16 protein-coding genes and 1 pseudogene are annotated in these 15,677 nt (G+C 50.3%); 5 read left to right on the top strand and 12 right to left on the bottom strand.

Annotated features, from left to right (window positions below):
* Window positions 1–69: 69 nt before the first annotated feature.
* From RVM24_RS10030 to RVM24_RS10015, 4 genes are all read left to right on the top strand, one after another.
* On the top strand, window positions 70–2,028 hold the full coding sequence (locus RVM24_RS10030; RefSeq protein ID WP_431475357.1) for a hypothetical protein: 1,959 nt from the start codon (window positions 70–72) through the stop codon (window positions 2,026–2,028).
* 72 nt (window positions 2,029–2,100) lie between these two features.
* Window positions 2,101–2,619 (top strand): pilin, encoded by a 519-nt coding sequence (locus RVM24_RS10025; RefSeq protein WP_431475356.1) that lies wholly within the window; start codon window positions 2,101–2,103, stop codon window positions 2,617–2,619.
* 126 nt (window positions 2,620–2,745) lie between these two features.
* Window positions 2,746–3,609 (top strand): glycosyltransferase family 2 protein, encoded by an 864-nt coding sequence (locus RVM24_RS10020; protein ID WP_431475355.1) that lies wholly within the window; start codon window positions 2,746–2,748, stop codon window positions 3,607–3,609.
* Window positions 3,610–3,641: 32 nt separating this feature from the next.
* On the top strand, window positions 3,642–4,427 hold the full coding sequence (locus RVM24_RS10015) for a TylF/MycF/NovP-related O-methyltransferase (RefSeq protein ID WP_431475354.1): 786 nt from the start codon (window positions 3,642–3,644) through the stop codon (window positions 4,425–4,427).
* On the opposite strand, the gene RVM24_RS10010 is transcribed toward RVM24_RS10015, so the two are convergent.
* The 9 genes and pseudogenes from RVM24_RS10010 to RVM24_RS09970 form a co-directional block, all read right to left on the bottom strand.
* On the bottom strand, window positions 4,404–5,333 hold the full coding sequence (locus tag RVM24_RS10010) for a lysylphosphatidylglycerol synthase domain-containing protein (RefSeq protein ID WP_431475353.1): 930 nt from the start codon (window positions 5,331–5,333) through the stop codon (window positions 4,404–4,406). The two genes, RVM24_RS10015 and RVM24_RS10010, sit on opposite strands and share 24 nt — an antisense overlap.
* 5 nt (window positions 5,334–5,338) lie before the next feature.
* Complete coding sequence (locus RVM24_RS10005) at window positions 5,339–6,505, bottom strand: glycosyltransferase (protein ID WP_431475352.1); 1,167 nt, start codon at window positions 6,503–6,505, stop codon at window positions 5,339–5,341.
* Between the two features lie 116 nt (window positions 6,506–6,621).
* A complete protein-coding gene (gene asnB / locus RVM24_RS10000) occupies window positions 6,622–8,460 on the bottom strand; it encodes an asparagine synthase (glutamine-hydrolyzing) (RefSeq protein ID WP_431475351.1) in 1,839 nt (612 codons plus the stop codon).
* Between the two features lie 2 nt (window positions 8,461–8,462).
* Window positions 8,463–9,731: a glycosyltransferase family 4 protein gene (locus RVM24_RS09995; RefSeq protein WP_431475350.1), complete on the bottom strand. Its 1,269-nt coding sequence runs from the start codon at window positions 9,729–9,731 to the stop codon at window positions 8,463–8,465.
* 142 nt (window positions 9,732–9,873) lie between these two features.
* The gene (locus RVM24_RS09990; RefSeq protein ID WP_431475349.1) at window positions 9,874–10,863 is read right to left on the bottom strand and encodes an IS30 family transposase; all 990 of its coding nucleotides are present in this window, start codon (window positions 10,861–10,863) and stop codon (window positions 9,874–9,876) included.
* Between the two features lie 100 nt (window positions 10,864–10,963).
* Window positions 10,964–12,175, bottom strand: a pseudogene (tnpC, locus tag RVM24_RS09985) (IS66 family transposase); the annotation flags it as partial.
* 57 nt (window positions 12,176–12,232) lie between these two features.
* The gene (tnpB, locus tag RVM24_RS09980; RefSeq protein WP_431475400.1) at window positions 12,233–12,487 is read right to left on the bottom strand and encodes an IS66 family insertion sequence element accessory protein TnpB; all 255 of its coding nucleotides are present in this window, start codon (window positions 12,485–12,487) and stop codon (window positions 12,233–12,235) included.
* Between the two features lie 113 nt (window positions 12,488–12,600).
* Window positions 12,601–12,912, bottom strand: a complete 312-nt coding sequence (tnpA, locus tag RVM24_RS09975; RefSeq protein WP_431475348.1) for an IS66 family insertion sequence element accessory protein TnpA — start codon at window positions 12,910–12,912, stop codon at window positions 12,601–12,603.
* 128 nt (window positions 12,913–13,040) lie between these two features.
* A complete protein-coding gene (locus tag RVM24_RS09970) occupies window positions 13,041–13,235 on the bottom strand; it encodes a hypothetical protein (protein ID WP_431475347.1) in 195 nt (64 codons plus the stop codon).
* A 333-nt stretch (window positions 13,236–13,568) separates the two neighbouring features.
* On the opposite strand from RVM24_RS09970, the gene RVM24_RS09965 reads away from it, so the two are divergent.
* Window positions 13,569–13,961: a DUF1622 domain-containing protein gene (locus tag RVM24_RS09965; RefSeq protein WP_354448428.1), complete on the top strand. Its 393-nt coding sequence runs from the start codon at window positions 13,569–13,571 to the stop codon at window positions 13,959–13,961.
* 64 nt (window positions 13,962–14,025) lie between these two features.
* Here RVM24_RS09965 and RVM24_RS09960 read toward each other — a convergent pair whose 3' ends face one another.
* From RVM24_RS09960 to RVM24_RS09950, 3 genes are all read right to left on the bottom strand, one after another.
* A complete protein-coding gene (locus RVM24_RS09960) occupies window positions 14,026–14,307 on the bottom strand; it encodes a pyrimidine/purine nucleoside phosphorylase (RefSeq protein ID WP_342630798.1) in 282 nt (93 codons plus the stop codon).
* Between the two features lie 16 nt (window positions 14,308–14,323).
* Window positions 14,324–14,710, bottom strand: a complete 387-nt coding sequence (locus tag RVM24_RS09955) for a glutaredoxin family protein (RefSeq protein ID WP_431475346.1) — start codon at window positions 14,708–14,710, stop codon at window positions 14,324–14,326.
* 154 nt (window positions 14,711–14,864) lie between these two features.
* Entirely contained in the window at window positions 14,865–15,623 is a 759-nt protein-coding gene (locus RVM24_RS09950) for a hypothetical protein (protein ID WP_431475345.1), read from the bottom strand.
* Window positions 15,624–15,677: the final 54 nt, after the last annotated feature.

Below are 15,677 nucleotides of genomic sequence, written 5' to 3'. Positions count from 1 at the left end.
GTCATTTGGATTTTTGATGCCGTTCCCAGTCTGGGGTGACTTTCAACCGTACATATGCCGGATAAATCAGTGATAGCGTCGTCAGGTATTGATATATCAATCAAAAGCCAGCTCAAGGTGTTTGTTGCCGGAGTGTCCTTTGTTTTACTTGGCTGGGTAATTTACAGCTTCGCTGACGGGCTAACATGGCAGTTTGATGATTGGCATAATCTAAATAAACTCAGCGAAGTCAGCAGTTATAGTGGTTTTCTGGATTTCGTATACGGCGGCAACGCGGGGCCAACGGGAAGGCCGATTTCGTTGTTGTCCTTTATGCCAGACTATGAGCATTGGCCATCCAATCCTTGGGGGGTGGTGCAGGGTAACCTTCTTTGGCACCTGATGAATGCGATGCTGGTGTTCTTGTTGTTCAGCGTGCTTTTTAGACAATTTCAGGAGGTTAGTGCTTCGCATCTGATCCTCTCTGTTTTTGTTGCGGGTATTTGGGCGTTACTGCCAATTCATGCCAGCGGGATATTGATCCCTGTTCAAAGGATGACTCTGGTTTCGGCGTTTTTTTCTCTCCTTACCCTTCTTTCCTATTCGCATCTACGTTGTTACCTGGCTGCAAAAAACATCGGAATGTCGGCCTCCATTTTTGCGTTGTCGTTTGTGATCGTCCTGGGTACGTTGCTTTCCATGTTCTCCAAAGAAAACGGCGCGCTTACTATTCTATTTGTAGGTCTTATCGAGATTGTTTTTTTTCGAAAGTTGCCTCTGCCGTGCCCTAAATGGTTATGGAGGCTAGGTGTTGCGTTGCTGCTTTTTTCTGCCCCCGTTTATGTTCTCTATCTGGGGGTGCAAAGTTTGGTCGGGCAAGAGTCTTGGCGGAGTTATACGTTACCAGAGCGGGTAGCAACTCAGGCAGTCATTCTGTTTGAGTATTTAAGGCAGATATTGGTTCCTGATGGATCGAAATTAGGCCCGCTTCAAGACGGCCACAAGGTGTATAGCCGGTCAGATGTGATCGTATGGGTATGCCTTGTCGGAATAGTTTCGGCTATTGTGGTGTCGGTCTTTGCTATTTGGAAGAGAGCGTCCTGGCTGGCCCTGATGAGTGGGTTTTCCGTGCTTTTCTTTTTAGGAGGGCATGTTCTCGAGTCGACCATCATTGATCTGGAGCTCTACTTTGAGCACAGAAACTATATGCCCTCAATCGGTATAGTTGTTCTTGCCGTGAGTTTGGCATTCTTCGGATGGACCAGGTTAAGAGGGCGCCTTGTTGTCGTAGTCAGCAGTATTGCGCTGGGGGCTATTTCTATCATTGCATTGTTCCAGACAACATCGCTGACAGGAAATCCAGCGTTGGCTGCAGAGATGTGGTACCGCTATCACCCCAACTCTGTGCGGGCGGTTCAGACTCTGGCAACTTCATACCAAAGGATGGGCTTCACTCCAGCGGCCATTAGAGAGCTTGACAGCTTTGCTGAGGTTTCAGAAGGAAGAAACGGTATCTCTGCTCATGCTTTGGTCTTGGCTTGCGATGTCGAGTCTTCCGGCAGAATTCAGGCGAGGTATGACGATGTGTTGGGAAATGTTGCTGCGGTGCAGAGGGTGGATACTCTTGGTATGGCGATACCCAGGCTGTCCGAGAAAGTAAAGGCTGGAAGTTGTCCGGGGCTGGAAATCGATGATATCGAGAAGCTTCTCAAGCGCTACCTTGATGATAATGTAAGGCTCAGCCGCACAAAGCCAATAAGACACTATTTCTATTACGAGCTTGCGCAGATTGCGTTGCACAATAGCGATTTATCAAAGGAAATCGACTATCAGATTTTGTCGTTTAAGGACTATCCGTCGATCAGTCATGCGAAGGCAATTGCGGCCCGGTATTTTCAGCGGGGGGAGATTTCCTTGGCCATTGCTTGGCTTGACGAGGCTGGACTCTATTTTGGGTCTGGGTACTTGGCTTCTTTGGGAAAAAAGGAGCTAGAAAGCATGCGGTCAGCTTTAGTTGCAATAGATGCTCAACTTGAAAGGCGCGAATAGCAGAGGGGAGAGCGCGCTTTTTCGGGTCTGGGTGCGTCAAATTTTGACAGAGTTTGTCAGTTCCCTGCACCCATGGAAAAGTTGAGCTGGCTTAACTGCTTGTGGGCGCTGGTCCTGAATAGTGGAACGCTTATTGCTTTCGTGCTTTTACCTGATGGGGGAAAGCAGATGAAGGAAAAAGGTTTTACATTAATTGAACTCATGATTGTAGTGGCTATTGTAGGTATACTCTCGGTGGTTTCTACGGCTGCCTACCAGAATTATGTTATCCGCACTCAAGTGACCGAGGCTATGACCTTCTCTGGTGCTATTCAAAAGCATATTGCGGGTACCTTGTATGCGCAGACGGGCGCGTTGTCTGGGCTGTCGAGCGGTAGTTATGGCCTGCCCATAGCAAATGCCCTGCAAGGGAAATACGTGAGCGCAGTCGATGTGCTTGACGGTGTGATTGTGGTTACGCTGGGAAATCAAGTGAATGGTTATGTTGCTGGAGAAACACTAACGTTCACTCCAAGGCTGCGCGAAGGTAGTGTTTATTGGAATTGTGAGTTCAGTGGCAGCCCACTTCTGGTGCCAGCAAGTTGTCGTTAGTACAGTGACGCGTTGCAGACCGGTAGCTTCGCGCATTCTGATGTAATAGGGGGGCGTAAATGTTCAGCCTTGGATCGCGACTGCTCTATTTTTCAATGGTGAAGAATTATTTTTAACTGAGGTGTTATGAGTAGCTATGAGATTTCTGTTCTGTTGCCAGCTAAAAATGAAGTTATATCGATTGGTGGCACAGTAGATCGTATCTTTAATCTATTTCCTGACGCTGAAGTGATTGTGGTTGATGATGGATCTACTGATAGCACAGCGAGTGTTGCTGAGAAGTATGGTGCTCTGGTAATACGACATCCTTACAGCAAAGGCAATGGCGCGGCTATAAAAACCGGACTTCGGGCGGCAACGAAAGACATTGTTGTGTGCATGGATGCCGACGGTCAGCATCGCCCTGAAGACATTGGCGCGCTACTTGATAAAGTGAACGAAGGCTACGACATGGTGGTTGGTGCTCGTGACCATGAAGGGCAGGCGGGGTTACATCGCTCTTTGGCTAATGGCTTTTATAACCGATTCGCGAGTTGGATGGTTGGGCACAAGATCGGAGATTTGACTTCCGGTTTTCGTGCTGTTCGCCGGACGAAGTTTCTAGAGTTCATAAGCCTGCTGCCCAACAAATTTTCTTACCCTACCACCATCACTATGAGTTTTTTCAGGGCCGGCTATTCGGTGGCCTATATCCCCATTACGGTACTACAAAGGGCTGAGGGCTCGAAGAGTCATATTAATTTGTGGAAGGACGGTTTGCGATTTTTGTTAATTATTTTCAAGGTCGGAACGTTATTTTCTCCTCTGAAGCTTTTTATACCGATCTCTTTTGCGTATTTGCTTTTAGGGATTGGTTATTATGCCTATACATTTTCAGTTGACCACAGGCTCTCGAGTATTTCGGTTTTTCTGTGGTCGACGTCTGTTACGGTCTTTTTGATAGGGTTGGTTTCTGAGCAAATTACTCAATTGATGTACAAGAATAATTGATGTGAGCAGAGACCGTTTGAGGAAGTATAGGGATGAGCAAGGCACCACACCCGGATAGCATGTTTGGTTTTCGCCGCGTTTTGAAAGGTGTCAGGGCTGTGCTGTTTGGGCCAGTTTCTGATAGGAGGCGTGTTTTCCATGAAGTTGTGCGTGTTTTGGCGAGGTTCTTTGGTGGGCACTATATTGGTGACGACTATAAGTTGTGGCTGCAAGATTCTGAATTTTCTGATCAATTTAGGAAAATGTCACCCCACAATTATTTTTCTATGGAACGAAAGTTTGTGTTGAGGGAGTTTGCGCGCCATGTAAGCAAATTAGATGGTTGTGTTGCCGAATGCGGTAGCTATGTTGGAGTTTCATCGTGGTTTATAGCTAGAGAAATTCAGGGGGTGGATTTTTTTCTATTTGACTCATTCGAAGGCTTGTCTGCCCCAGGAGAGAGAGATCTGAGCCCCGATAAAGTGAGCCAGTGGCAGCAAGGTGACCTTGCTGTTAGTGAGGATATTGTAAAGGAAAGACTTGCTTCATTTTCTAATGTGCACGTAATGAAAGGGTGGATACCTGAGCGGTTTGATGAAGTAAGTGGGAAGAAGTTTAAATTCTTGCACGTTGATGTCGATTTGTATGAGCCGACGCTGGCCAGCCTTGAATTTTTCTACGAGAGAATGGTTCCTGGTGGTGTCATTATTATGGATGATTATGGATTTGAAAACTGTTTGGGCGCTTTTTCAGCCGCAAATGAGTTTATGCAGGATAAGTTTGAATCGATTGTTCATCTTCCAACGGGTCAGGGATTAATTGTCAAGCTTGATAGATGAAAGTTTTAGTTTGCCTGCCAAGTATATTATAAGCGAACTTGTTAAGTGCGAGAGCCGAATCATTATGGCCAAAGCTGCAGCGGTTTCAACTGTTAGACCCCGGTTGATTGCAATGAAAAACCATAAAGAATCAGTTATTCCTAGGCCATTCGGCACAAACATTAAAACGCTTGCAAGTATTGTAATTGCTGAAAGAGCTAAAGCCTCGTTGGTCGTTAGTTCGGCCCCCATAAGGTTGAAGGCGAAATAATAGGTGGCGGTCATGCTTAGAATTTGTAGAATGAACCAGACTTGAGCGCGTATTGAGATGGTTTTGCCTAGTGTGGAAAAGGCATCTTTAGCTCTACGTGGCCAATGTTGAAATCTTTCGGCTTTTCTTGAATTTGTCCGTAAAAGCATGGCTGATAGCCAAACAAAAGCCATGCTCAGTGAAAGTGATGGCCCATGTGTGATATTTGTCGCTTGAAGTGTTATTGATGCGGTTAACAATGCGTATTCTAGACCCATCCATACTTGCCTAAAACTTGTCGATAAGCAAGAATTAACTGACATGCCATTTTGTATTAGTAAGGTGGTTCGAGTAGCGATCCCAGCAAAAAATGGTGCCACCACAGAAACAACACTTGATGCTGACCAAATTTCAATTATGGTTTTTAAGTTTGGTAAACTGTTTCTGTCTGTGGCGACAGCTATAAAGCTCCGAGCCTGTATAATTAATCCAGTGCCAGTTGTTGTGACTAGTATTAGAAATAGTGGCCAGTTTTCTATAATGAGAAGCCATGGCTCTGAACCTAAACCTAGTAGGAATATCGAAATGGAAGTTATAACTGCCAGGTATATTGATCGTATTATAAGGTCTTTCCGGTCTTTTAAAAAGACCAATATTTTCGATGTTTTAGATTTCACGTTAATTACTTACTTTTTCTGATGAGAAGGGCTTCATAGTTTTCTATAGTTTTGCTCATTATGAATGCTGGTGAATGTCCAATTTTTGAAGGAGGTTGTTTCACGAGTTTAGAGATAGCCTTAGACATATGGTTAGGATTGGCTACAGGTACAATTATGGTCTTTCGTATTTCGAGGAGCAGTTGCTCAACTGACGGGTCATAGTTGGTTGCTACGATCTTTTTTCCTAAACAAGCGGCCTCAAACAAAACATTTGGATAGCCCTCCCATTTGGAGGATAGAATGAATACTTCGGCTGACGCAATCCAGGGATAGGGGTTTTTCTGGAAGCCAACAAAGTGCACATTCTGCTCCACTCCGCAGTCTCGAGCGTGTGCTACAAGTGAGTCGCGCATAGGCCCTTCTCCAACAACGACGAGATCTATCGATTTATTGGTGCGGCGTAGGTGCGTCAATGCATTTATCGCTGTCGCAATGTCTTTTTGCGGTGAGAGGCGACCGACCACGACAAGGTAAGGGCGATAGTGCTCTGTTTCACTGATTGGCTCTTGCTGTGCTAACTGTCGGATGCGCTGGCCGTCTACCGGGTTCCCAATTACGTGAATATCATAGCCCTGTAGTTTGAGTGTCCCTCTCATCTCTTGCGCCATGAACTCGGTGAGTGCGATGATACCGTCTGCTTTTTGGTAGAGGCATCGCATTAGAGTTAATCGAAGCCTGCTCTTTACGTTGGCAAGCGTAGCAGCCTCTCTAACGAATAACCTCGTTGCTTTTCCTGTTAGCATGTTTGCAAGTATTGCTACTAGATTTGCGCCTGTTAGTGTGCTGAATAGGGTGTCGGGCTTGTGTGTCCGCAGGTATCGGGTTAGCCCCCAAAGTGACTGCAGGCCCAGGCGTAACGGGGACGAATCAGGCGCGCAGTTCGTAAGGCGCACAACCTTCACTTTTGGGTGGACGTCTGATAGCAGTGGCCCGCACCCTCGCGCCAAGAGCAAATCTACCCGATGACCTCTTTCTGCAAGAGCGCCCGAAAGCGTTATAAATACACGCTCAGCGCCCCCTGCTACCAATTCTGGCAGGAAGAACGAGACATGCTTTCTTGGTATCGACAGGGCATCATCCTTCTGAGGGTCTGCCTGCTGTTTGCTTGATTTGGACTTCTCAGTGGCCATGTGTCGTTGGCAGCCTATAGTCTTAATAGCACAATGAGGTGCCGGCCCTATTGCAGATCTTCAAAGCTAGGTTGCCGATTTTGTCAGGTTTGGGTCGGAAACAGAAATTTTCAGCCTTAACTGTGATTCGTGGCGAGATAGACATAGAGCATCCAGAGCCTGTAGCCATGGTCTCTTTTACCTGATTGGTGTTGCTGGATTAACTGCATGGCAACGTTCTTGTTTATTGGTGCCATGCTGGCCATAAGGCAGGATTCAAGGCGCACGCCCAGCTTTCCTCTAAACCAGTCATGAAGCGGTACGCCAAAACCTTGTTTTCTTCGTTTCCAGATACTGTCAGGGAGTAGGTCATTAAAAGCACTTCTTAACCAAAGCTTTCCGGAACCGATACGAAGATGCTTGTTTGCAGGGCGGGAAAACGCAAGTTCTACTACTTTGTGATCCATGAATGGCGCACGAGTTTCAAGACTTGCTGCCATGCTGGCCCGGTCTACTTTTGTATGAATATCCTGTGGCAGGTATATCAAAGAGTCTCGGTACAGCATTTGTTGAAGATCGTCCAGTTCGGTTTGATCCTTTAAATTGCGTGGTGTGTGGCCGCGGCCGACAAGTTCAGGGAAGAGGGATGCAAAGTGGTTGCTATCGAACATTAAGGGCGCAGTGTAGGGTTTTTCAGACTGGTGGCGCTGTGCTATATCCGAAAATAGATACGCTTTTTTGAGCAGGCTTCTGCTGTGATGGGCGGTAGGTTCAGGGAGAGCGCGAATAGCTCTCTCTACTCCGGATCGAAGGGAGAGAGGGAGTCGGGTATACCACCGTAAAATGATTCGAGCCTGATATCGCTGATATCCTCCGAACAGTTCGTCTGCGCCGTCTCCGGACAAGGCCACCTTGACATCCCGGGCTGCAAGCTGGCTAACCAGTGCGGTGGGAAGCAGCGATGCGTCTGCAAAGGGTTGGCCAACGTGTTTGCTAAGGAGGGCTTCCAATTTGCTTTCTTCCCAATCAGAGAAGATTTCGGAATGATGTTCGGTGCCGATATGATGTGCCACCTGAGCAGCAAACTTCGTTTCATCAAATGCGGATTCGGTGAATCCAATAGTGTAAGTTTTGAGTTTCTGGCTCATTTGATGCTGAGCGAGTGCACAAATAATTGATGAATCGATTCCGCCTGAGAGGAAAGCGCCAACTTCTACGTCAGCTACCAGGCGTTTACGAACGGCCTCGCCGAGCTGATAGCGAAGATCCTCGTCTGAGAAAGCTGAGTTACCTCGACCGGGCAATGGTAATTGCCAGTAGGGTTCCTCGGTTGGAGCGCTCCCTGGTGACCATTTTAGCCAATGTCCGGGGAGGACTTCGAATACATCTTTCCAGGCGGTATACCCGGGTAAGGGGTAGCCATAACGAAAATAGTCGGCGGTACTGTCGAGATCTTCCTGCCAGGGATTAGTGGCCAGAAATCTCAGTGAAGGGAGTTCAGACCCGCAACTAAACTGGTCCCCCTCCCTAAAGTAGAAGAGTGGCTTTTTACCCATTCGATCTCGCGAGAGTAGTAGTTCGCGCTTTGTGCTATCCCATAATGCAAAGGCCCACATGCCCTCCAGTTCTGGAAGAAATCGTATTCCTTTCTCGATTAGCCCCGCCAGAAGTACTTCTGTGTCTCCCTGGGTTTGAAACTTCCACTTCCCAGAGAGCTGGTCGCGCAAACGATAATGGTTATAGATTTCTCCATTAAAAATGAGAGTGTAGCGGCCATCTGGTGACTGCATTGGCTGGTTGCTATCTGTGAGATCTACAATTGCAAGCCGTGCATGGGCGAAATGGGCAGGTGCTGCTTCAATGGTAGTGCATGCGTCTGGCCCGCGGTGAGCCAAAGCATCAAGGCTATAAGTTATTCTTTCTTTGGCTGTGTGGGAACCCAGTTGATTAGCATAAAAGAAGACAATTCCGCACATAGTTATAGGGCCTTGAGAGCTCGACGATAGAGATTGGTATAGTGCAGTGCTGATGCTTCCCAGGTGAGGCCTTGGTTAAGGATAACGTTGCGCGCCGCTTTCCCAAGCAAAGGTATTAGGCTAGGGTTGTTGGATAGCGTAAGCAAGTTTTCCCGTAAGCTATCAGGATCCGCTGCCGAGTATAGAAGGCCTGAAACTTGATGTTCAATCAACTCCTCAACTCCAGGTAGTTTGGATGATATAACGGCGCGCCCCGCAGCCATGGCCTCAAGTACGACATTGGGTCGTCCTTCTGAGAGGCTTGAAAGAACAAGAACATCGTGATCGTTCAACAAGTTGGGAATGGCCGTCGCAGGTTGATTGCCCAGAAAAGTCACGTTACTCACTAACCCATATTCCTTTGTTGCATTTACTAGAGCTTCTTTTTCTGGTCCGTCGCCTACGATTGTCAGGGAGAAAGCGCGTTCTGTTCCACGAAGAGCGATTAAAAGGGTAGTAAAAGACTTTCGTGGGATCAGACTGCCAATGGCGATCAATTTTATTCGTTTTCCGGGAGTTGGCGGCGTCAGCTTGAGGAACTGATCAGAGACTCCGTTGGGGATGTGGGTTACTTTGTGGGCGTGATGAGGAAAATGGTGTTTCAGTTGGCTTTCCATTGCCCGGTTCACGGTAGTGACGTATGTGCTGTTTGTCAAAAGGAAACGGATTGTCCACCGCGTCCAGATGGAACTTCCAAGAGAAGTGACATCCGCTCCACGGAGAGTGGCACACACAGGTATACGGCAAAACCTTCCGACCAGCGCAGAGATTACGCCTGTTGACGCCCAGTTCGCATGAATGATTGTTTTTTTTCGACCGTATTGCACGGTTTTGAGTAGAAAAGACAAAATGAAAACTGGAACAAATAACCAGAGTAGAGGGATCTTTTTGAGAGCGACTGGAATTCCTCCGGGAAAGTGAGCGAGCCTTTGCCATCTGCGAGGCGCATATCGAAAGGTTCTGAGGGTATATTGTGTTTTGTTGGATTCGGTTTTTGGGAAGACTCCATCCGGCGCAAGTATCTCTACTTCAACTTCAGGCTTCTGCCCGAGGGCGGTTGCTAATTGGTGTACAAATGGGCCGCTGATGAGGTTCTTGTATACAGGAAACGACGTGGTCGTCATTAGTACAGATATTGTTTTCTTGGCTCGTGTTTCCGCGACGGGGGACATTGCAGGTTTCTCAGCTCTGATTCTTGAGTGCACGATGACCTTTGTTTTTCTGGTCTCCACTGCAGCTTCGTGGATTGATATTTTATCATGGTTAGCTCGGATTTCTGATAGTTATGCAACAAGTCTTGCACAATCGATCACGGGCAGACACTGGCTATACTAGTCTTGGTGTTTTAGTGTGTGTTCCTCTTAAATCCTGAGTTCAAGTAATAAATGCAGCACCACCTGTCTTTAGGGCACCTGAGTACTCGCCCCAGAACACCTCTGCCGGTGTTCGGTAGCCCAGCCGTTTTCTGGGCCGGTTATTCAACTGCTCAACCACGCGATTGACTTGTGTTTGAGACAGCTTGGCGAAGCTTGTCCCTTTAGGATAATACTGGCGCAGCAAGCCATTTGTGTTCTCGTTCGTGCCGCGCTGGCCAGAGCAGTACGGGTCACAGAAATAGGCCACCAAGCCCAACGCTTCGGCCAGTTGCTCGTGCCCCGCAAACTCACTGCCGTTATCCAGTGTCAGCGTTTTTGCGGCACCGCGGACAGGCTTCAATAGCCTGATCACGGTTTGCGTTGTCTGGTTGGCCGTGAACCGCTTTAGGCGGCCTGCGAGCAAGTAACCGCTGCGACGCTCCACCAGTGTCACCAATCCGGATTGTTTGTGGCCCTGGAGGATCGTGTCACCTTCCCAGTGGCCAAGCACGGCACGACTTTCAACCTCTTTGGGGCGGCACTCAATCCCGACCCGATTTGGAATTTTAACGAGACCGGCTTCCTTCGCTCTGCGTTTTCGACCACGGTTGTTCCGGTGACGACAGTAAGTCCAGAGCTTGCCGCCTTCGAGGCGATCACGATGGATTAAGTCGTAGATCCATTGGTGACTGACCCGCACCGGTGCGTTCATGCGGCTCATAAAGCCTGAAATTTGCTCTGGGCTCCAGTGTTGCTTGACCCTCTCAGTCACCCAGGTCGTCAGCCAATGCACCCGTTTGTGGCGCTTGAAGGCGGTTCGACGCCGTGTGTTCGCCTGATACTGCGCTCTCTCCGGTTCATAGCCGTGAACGCTGTTCCGCCGCAACTCACGGCTGATGGTACTGCTGTGGCAGCCAAGCATAGCCGCGATCTGTCGTTGGCTTTTGCCGGCCACACGCAGGGCCGATATCTGGTATCGTTGTGTCTGGGTCAGTTGTCGGTACTTCATCACTGCTTCACTTTGGTCGGTAAAGTCCGTGAGGGTACCGGCAACGGCCCTCCCGTCTCCACCTGGTTACGCCAAAGTGCTGCAGTTATTATCTGAATTCACGAAAAGCGTTCAACAACGGCAGACTCTTTTCCTGGCGAACCCAATATCGCTCCGCGTCGCTCAGATCCCGGGCGGCCTTTTCAATGGCGTACAGTTTGCGGATGTGGCTCAGGGCTACATCCGCTTTTGAGGGTTGGCCTTTTTTGCCTTTGGCCGGTGCCGCCCGGGACGCTTCCACGTACTTACGTCTCGCGTGATCCCAGCATCCGATCCGCGTCAGCTTGTTCGTGGCACAGACCTGCCCATAGCCGGAATAGCCATTGGCTTGCAGAATACCCTGGAAGTCATCCAGCAGACGCATCGGCACCTTGCCACCTCGTGATGGATCATACTCGAACAGAACCGAGGGTTTTCCCGGTGGACCACCCCGGGTGACCCACATCCATTTGTCGGATTGGGCGGTCTTACCGTCTTCCTTGAGCACCTGGATCCGGGTTTCATCGGCTTGCAGGTAATCACCGCTGTTCTGGGTTTCCCGCATCAGGTTGATCAGCGGCTGGAAGACGTCATTCAGCCGGATGATCCAGTGAGCCATGCTGGTGCGGCTGACCTCGTGACCCAGACGCTTGAACATCTGCTCCTGACGGTACAGCGGCAGGCCGTCGGCGTACTTGGAGGTAATGAGGTAAGCCAGCAGTGACGGGGTGGCGATGCACTTGCCCAGCGGGCGCGCCGGACGGGCAGCCGCAACAATGCGCTCTTCGCCGTCCTGCTCGAACACGGCCTTTTCCTGCCAGTACTCCAGCACTTTCAGTTGAGCGGGGATGAACTCCAGTTCTTCCTTCACCTTGGTGAAGAAGGTCTTGCTGGCATCGGCTTTTTCTTCGTCGCTGAGGGTTAATTCAATACGCTCACGCAGCAGCGTGTCGGAGAAACCACGTTGGCGGCGCTTGCGGGAACGGCGGGGCGTCTCTTCCTCTTCGACATCGTCGGGCAGCTCATCGCGCAGTTCATCAATCTCGACTTCCAGCTCGACCTCATCGAACAGCAGGATCGGATTGGACAGCTTTTCACTGCTGGCGGCGAACTGCTGGATCTTCTTATGGCGCAGCAGTTCTTCGAGGATCTCGATGCGAGCGTCTCGTCGCTGGATGGCGTCTTCTTTGGAGGCGAGTTGCTGCTGAAGGCCGCTGATAACCGCCACCATCTCAGCGGTCGATAAACCGTTGAGATCCGGGGTTTTTAGGGCGTTATCAGGCGTTGATTTCATGGCGAAATTATAGCAAAAACAACGCCCTGGCACACCTAAAAAGTGATGTAAAAAGGGCTATCCGACACTCTCATAGTGCAGTGTTTTATGGCCCCGCAACAGACTGATATCGTAGCCGTCCAACAGCCAGTTGATCTGTTCACCGGTCAGCGGCATCAGCTCATCCGCAGGCCCTGGCCACTTGAATTTCTCCTCAGCCAAGGCTTTGTAATAGAGCACAAAGCCGTTGTCTTCCCACATCAGGCATTTGATCTTGTTCCGCTGCCGGTTGGTGAATGCGTAAAGTGCACCGGAGAATGAGCTGTGCCCCAGTTCCTGTTAAACCAGCAGGGCCAGGCCGTTGGCCTGCTTGCGGAAGTCGATGGGCTTTCGGTACAGGTAGATCTCGGGCAAATCCCTGGAAGGGCGCAGATAACGGTGACGCATCACAGCTGTCTCAAGACGGCACCCAGCAAATCGATATTACCGGCATGTAGACCGGTGATCGATACGCCGCCGGGCAGTGACACGGTCAAACCGACTCCGGCATCCGGAGTCGGAGTCACGCGAGTGAATCCGGATCGAGCTTGAACCGGTTCATCACTGGATTCGACACTGCCGGTCAGCTTCTGCCGCCAGTAGACAAACCGATGATAAACAAGCGACTCTTGTTTGCAGTAGGCTGCATCGGACAAGCCCGAAGCCTGCCAGTCCGACAGCGTCTCTTGCCAGAACTGGTGTAAATCAGGGGTAGTCATCGGATTCCTCCTTTGTATGAAAGCAGGAATCAGTGTGGCGAAACTCGGGCGTCAGCTACAGGTGCGGATTTAACGGCGCTTACACCATAAACGATCAGGGGCAGGCAGCAGTATGATAACTCAACAAGCTACCAAAACCCCGCCCACAGCACGGCAATCAGGCAAACCATAACGATCAAACAGGCGGCAACGCACGCCAAAAAAACAACCGGGCGTTGCCGGAAATAGACCGGCTGTGATAACCACGGCGTGAACTTCCCCGTTACCAGTGAGGCAATGCCTACAACGCCCAGTGTCAGAACAAACAAAGCCATGATGATCATGGGTAACTGCCTCCCCCTGTACTGGCTACTATAGCTCTGCCCCGGGGTAGCTGTAGCGCAGAGTTCCATCGGGAAATCGCTGTTCAATCAGTTGGATGCTCTGCCCGGGCTGAAGACCGGGCCGGCTGATCATTACCCGTGTCTCAGAACCATCAGCAAGCTGGACTCTCGCCGTCAATAGCCATTAAACATATCACTGAAATCAGGCCATTAGTAAGCGAACCAAATAGTCGTCGCTCCAACTTGAACGACGACAACGTTTTTCACCAGCTACAATCGGAATGAGATGCTGTTCTACGGGCAGCATCTCATGCCCACACACCTGGAGACTTCATGCTCGAAGACCTGACTGTCCGCATCGTGACGACGTTGTTCTACCTGATAAGCCTGTTGGGTGTGGCTGTTGTTACCTGGGGGGTTGCGGAGGCTGTCATTCGTTTCCTCACACTGCTGGCTGGCCACAGGGGCGCTCACGCGAAGCTGGTGAGAAAAACTGCCCGTATTCGGGAACGCCTGGGTGCTCATCTTCTGTTGGCGCTGGATATTTTTATCGGCGCAGACATCATCAAAAGCGTTATAGCACCCGCCTGGGAGCACATTGCCATGCTTGGTGCTGTTGTGTTGATCAGGGTGGTGCTGAGCTACTTTCTGGAGCGGGAAATGGAACGAACTCACCAGTCGGCACAATCTGGCCGTTTATCCGATCATAACGGCGAGGGTGAGTGAATTTGGGGTCAGACCCCAAGACATTTCACCCCGCCAAATGTTCTGGGGTCTGACCCCAATGTTGTTATTCGTAAGTGCAGAAGTAGGCGGTATCTACGTCAGCCTTTACCTTAAAGCTGGTGTTAGCCGCTACTTCAAAGGCATCGCCGGCCCCGTAGCGCGTCCAGCTATCGCTATCTGGAAGCTGAACGGTTAATGCGCCGCTGACAACAGTCATCACTTCTTTTTTACTGGTGCCGAACTCGTACTCACCGGAACTGATCACACCTACGGTTGCAGGCAGAGACTCGCCTTGGAAGGCAATGGATTTTACTTTGCCGTCGAAGTATTCGTTTACGCTTAACATGGTCATTACCCCTTATTTATCCAAACTGCCGATTCAGCCAGGCATTGATATCACCAGATTCATACATCCATTGCTTCTCACCCTGGTCATTGGTGACCAGCAGGCAGGGCACTTTAACGGCGCCGCCGCCATTCAAAAGATCCTCACGATGCGCCGGGTCGTGTTGTGCGTCACGCAGCTCGATATTCAGGCCCAGCCGGGCCATCTCTTTGCGAACTTTGATGCAGAACGGGCAGGCCCGGAACTGGTAAAGCGCCAGGTTTTCGGTGGCCTTATCAATCTCTGCTTGCTGCTCAGGCGAACGGCTGATGGCCTTCGGTGTACTGAGCTTCTCCGAAAGCAACATAAACGGTGTTAGAACCAGCCGCAGCAGGCGGAAAAAAGCGCGGATAATCATTCGCATAATAAAACCTAAGCTATTTGGACATGAGCGGATGTGCTGGAAACAGGGCGGCAAGGATACCACGGCTGATCATCTGGGGTCAGACCCCAAGACATTTCACCCCACCAAATGTTCTGGGGTCTGACCCCAAATTGGGATGGTCAACCGCGCACCTCTAAAAGCGGTAGCTTAATCCCAGCAAGCCATAGTGGGCCCAGGCAAAGGTGTATACGCTGTCGTTATCTGCTCCGCCTTCCAGGGTTCGGTAGCCGAGCCGGCCTTCCAGTTGCGGTGACAGTTGATAGGTTACGGCCACGGCGGCATCAATCGCCCGGCCCTGGGGCGCGCCAAGGCCCTCCACGTCAAACTCCAGAGCCCAGCGTTGGGCTAGTGCTCGGCGGGCCTGAAAAGACAGCAGTGGGACTAAGCCAAGGTCTGGGTCATCGGCGCTTGTGGTGCCCTGGCTGAGTCGAACATTGGCATCGCGCACCAGCAGCGTGGCCCCGGCGCTTAGTTTCCAGTCGCCATATTCAGGCCAGTGATAGCGCCAACCGAGCCGGTAGGTGTTGAATTTATACACGCCTTTTACGCTGCTTCCTGCCTCAAATGTTTCGCCGGCAAAGCGCACATGGCTGGGCAGCGTGCCATGGCCATAGGTGCGTAATGGGGCATAAAGAACACTGACGGAATGCTTGTCAGATAGCTGGTAGGCCAAATGCACCCGGAAATACGGGTCGGCTCCCTGTCCGGTCAGTTTCAGGAGGTCAAAGCGATCTCCTGAGCTGTCGTTCGGTATCTGCACATCGTTGCGGGAAAGCCAGACGGGCCCGGTTTCGACCGTTAACGTCCAGTCACGTGTTTCATCAGCTGCGGCAGGTGTCGAGAGAAGAGCGCTCACGGCCATGGAGAGGGCAAGAAGAAAGAGGCGTGCCATAAGGAATAGCTCCCGTTTAAATTTGGGGTCAGACCCCAAGACATTTCACCCCAT

It is taken from the genome of Marinobacter sp. KM021, assembly GCF_050707965.1.
GTDB lineage: Bacteria > Pseudomonadota > Gammaproteobacteria > Pseudomonadales > Oleiphilaceae > Marinobacter > Marinobacter shengliensis.
The sequence above is the reverse complement of the archived record's forward strand: the minus strand, read 5'-3'. Positions and strand labels throughout refer to the sequence as shown.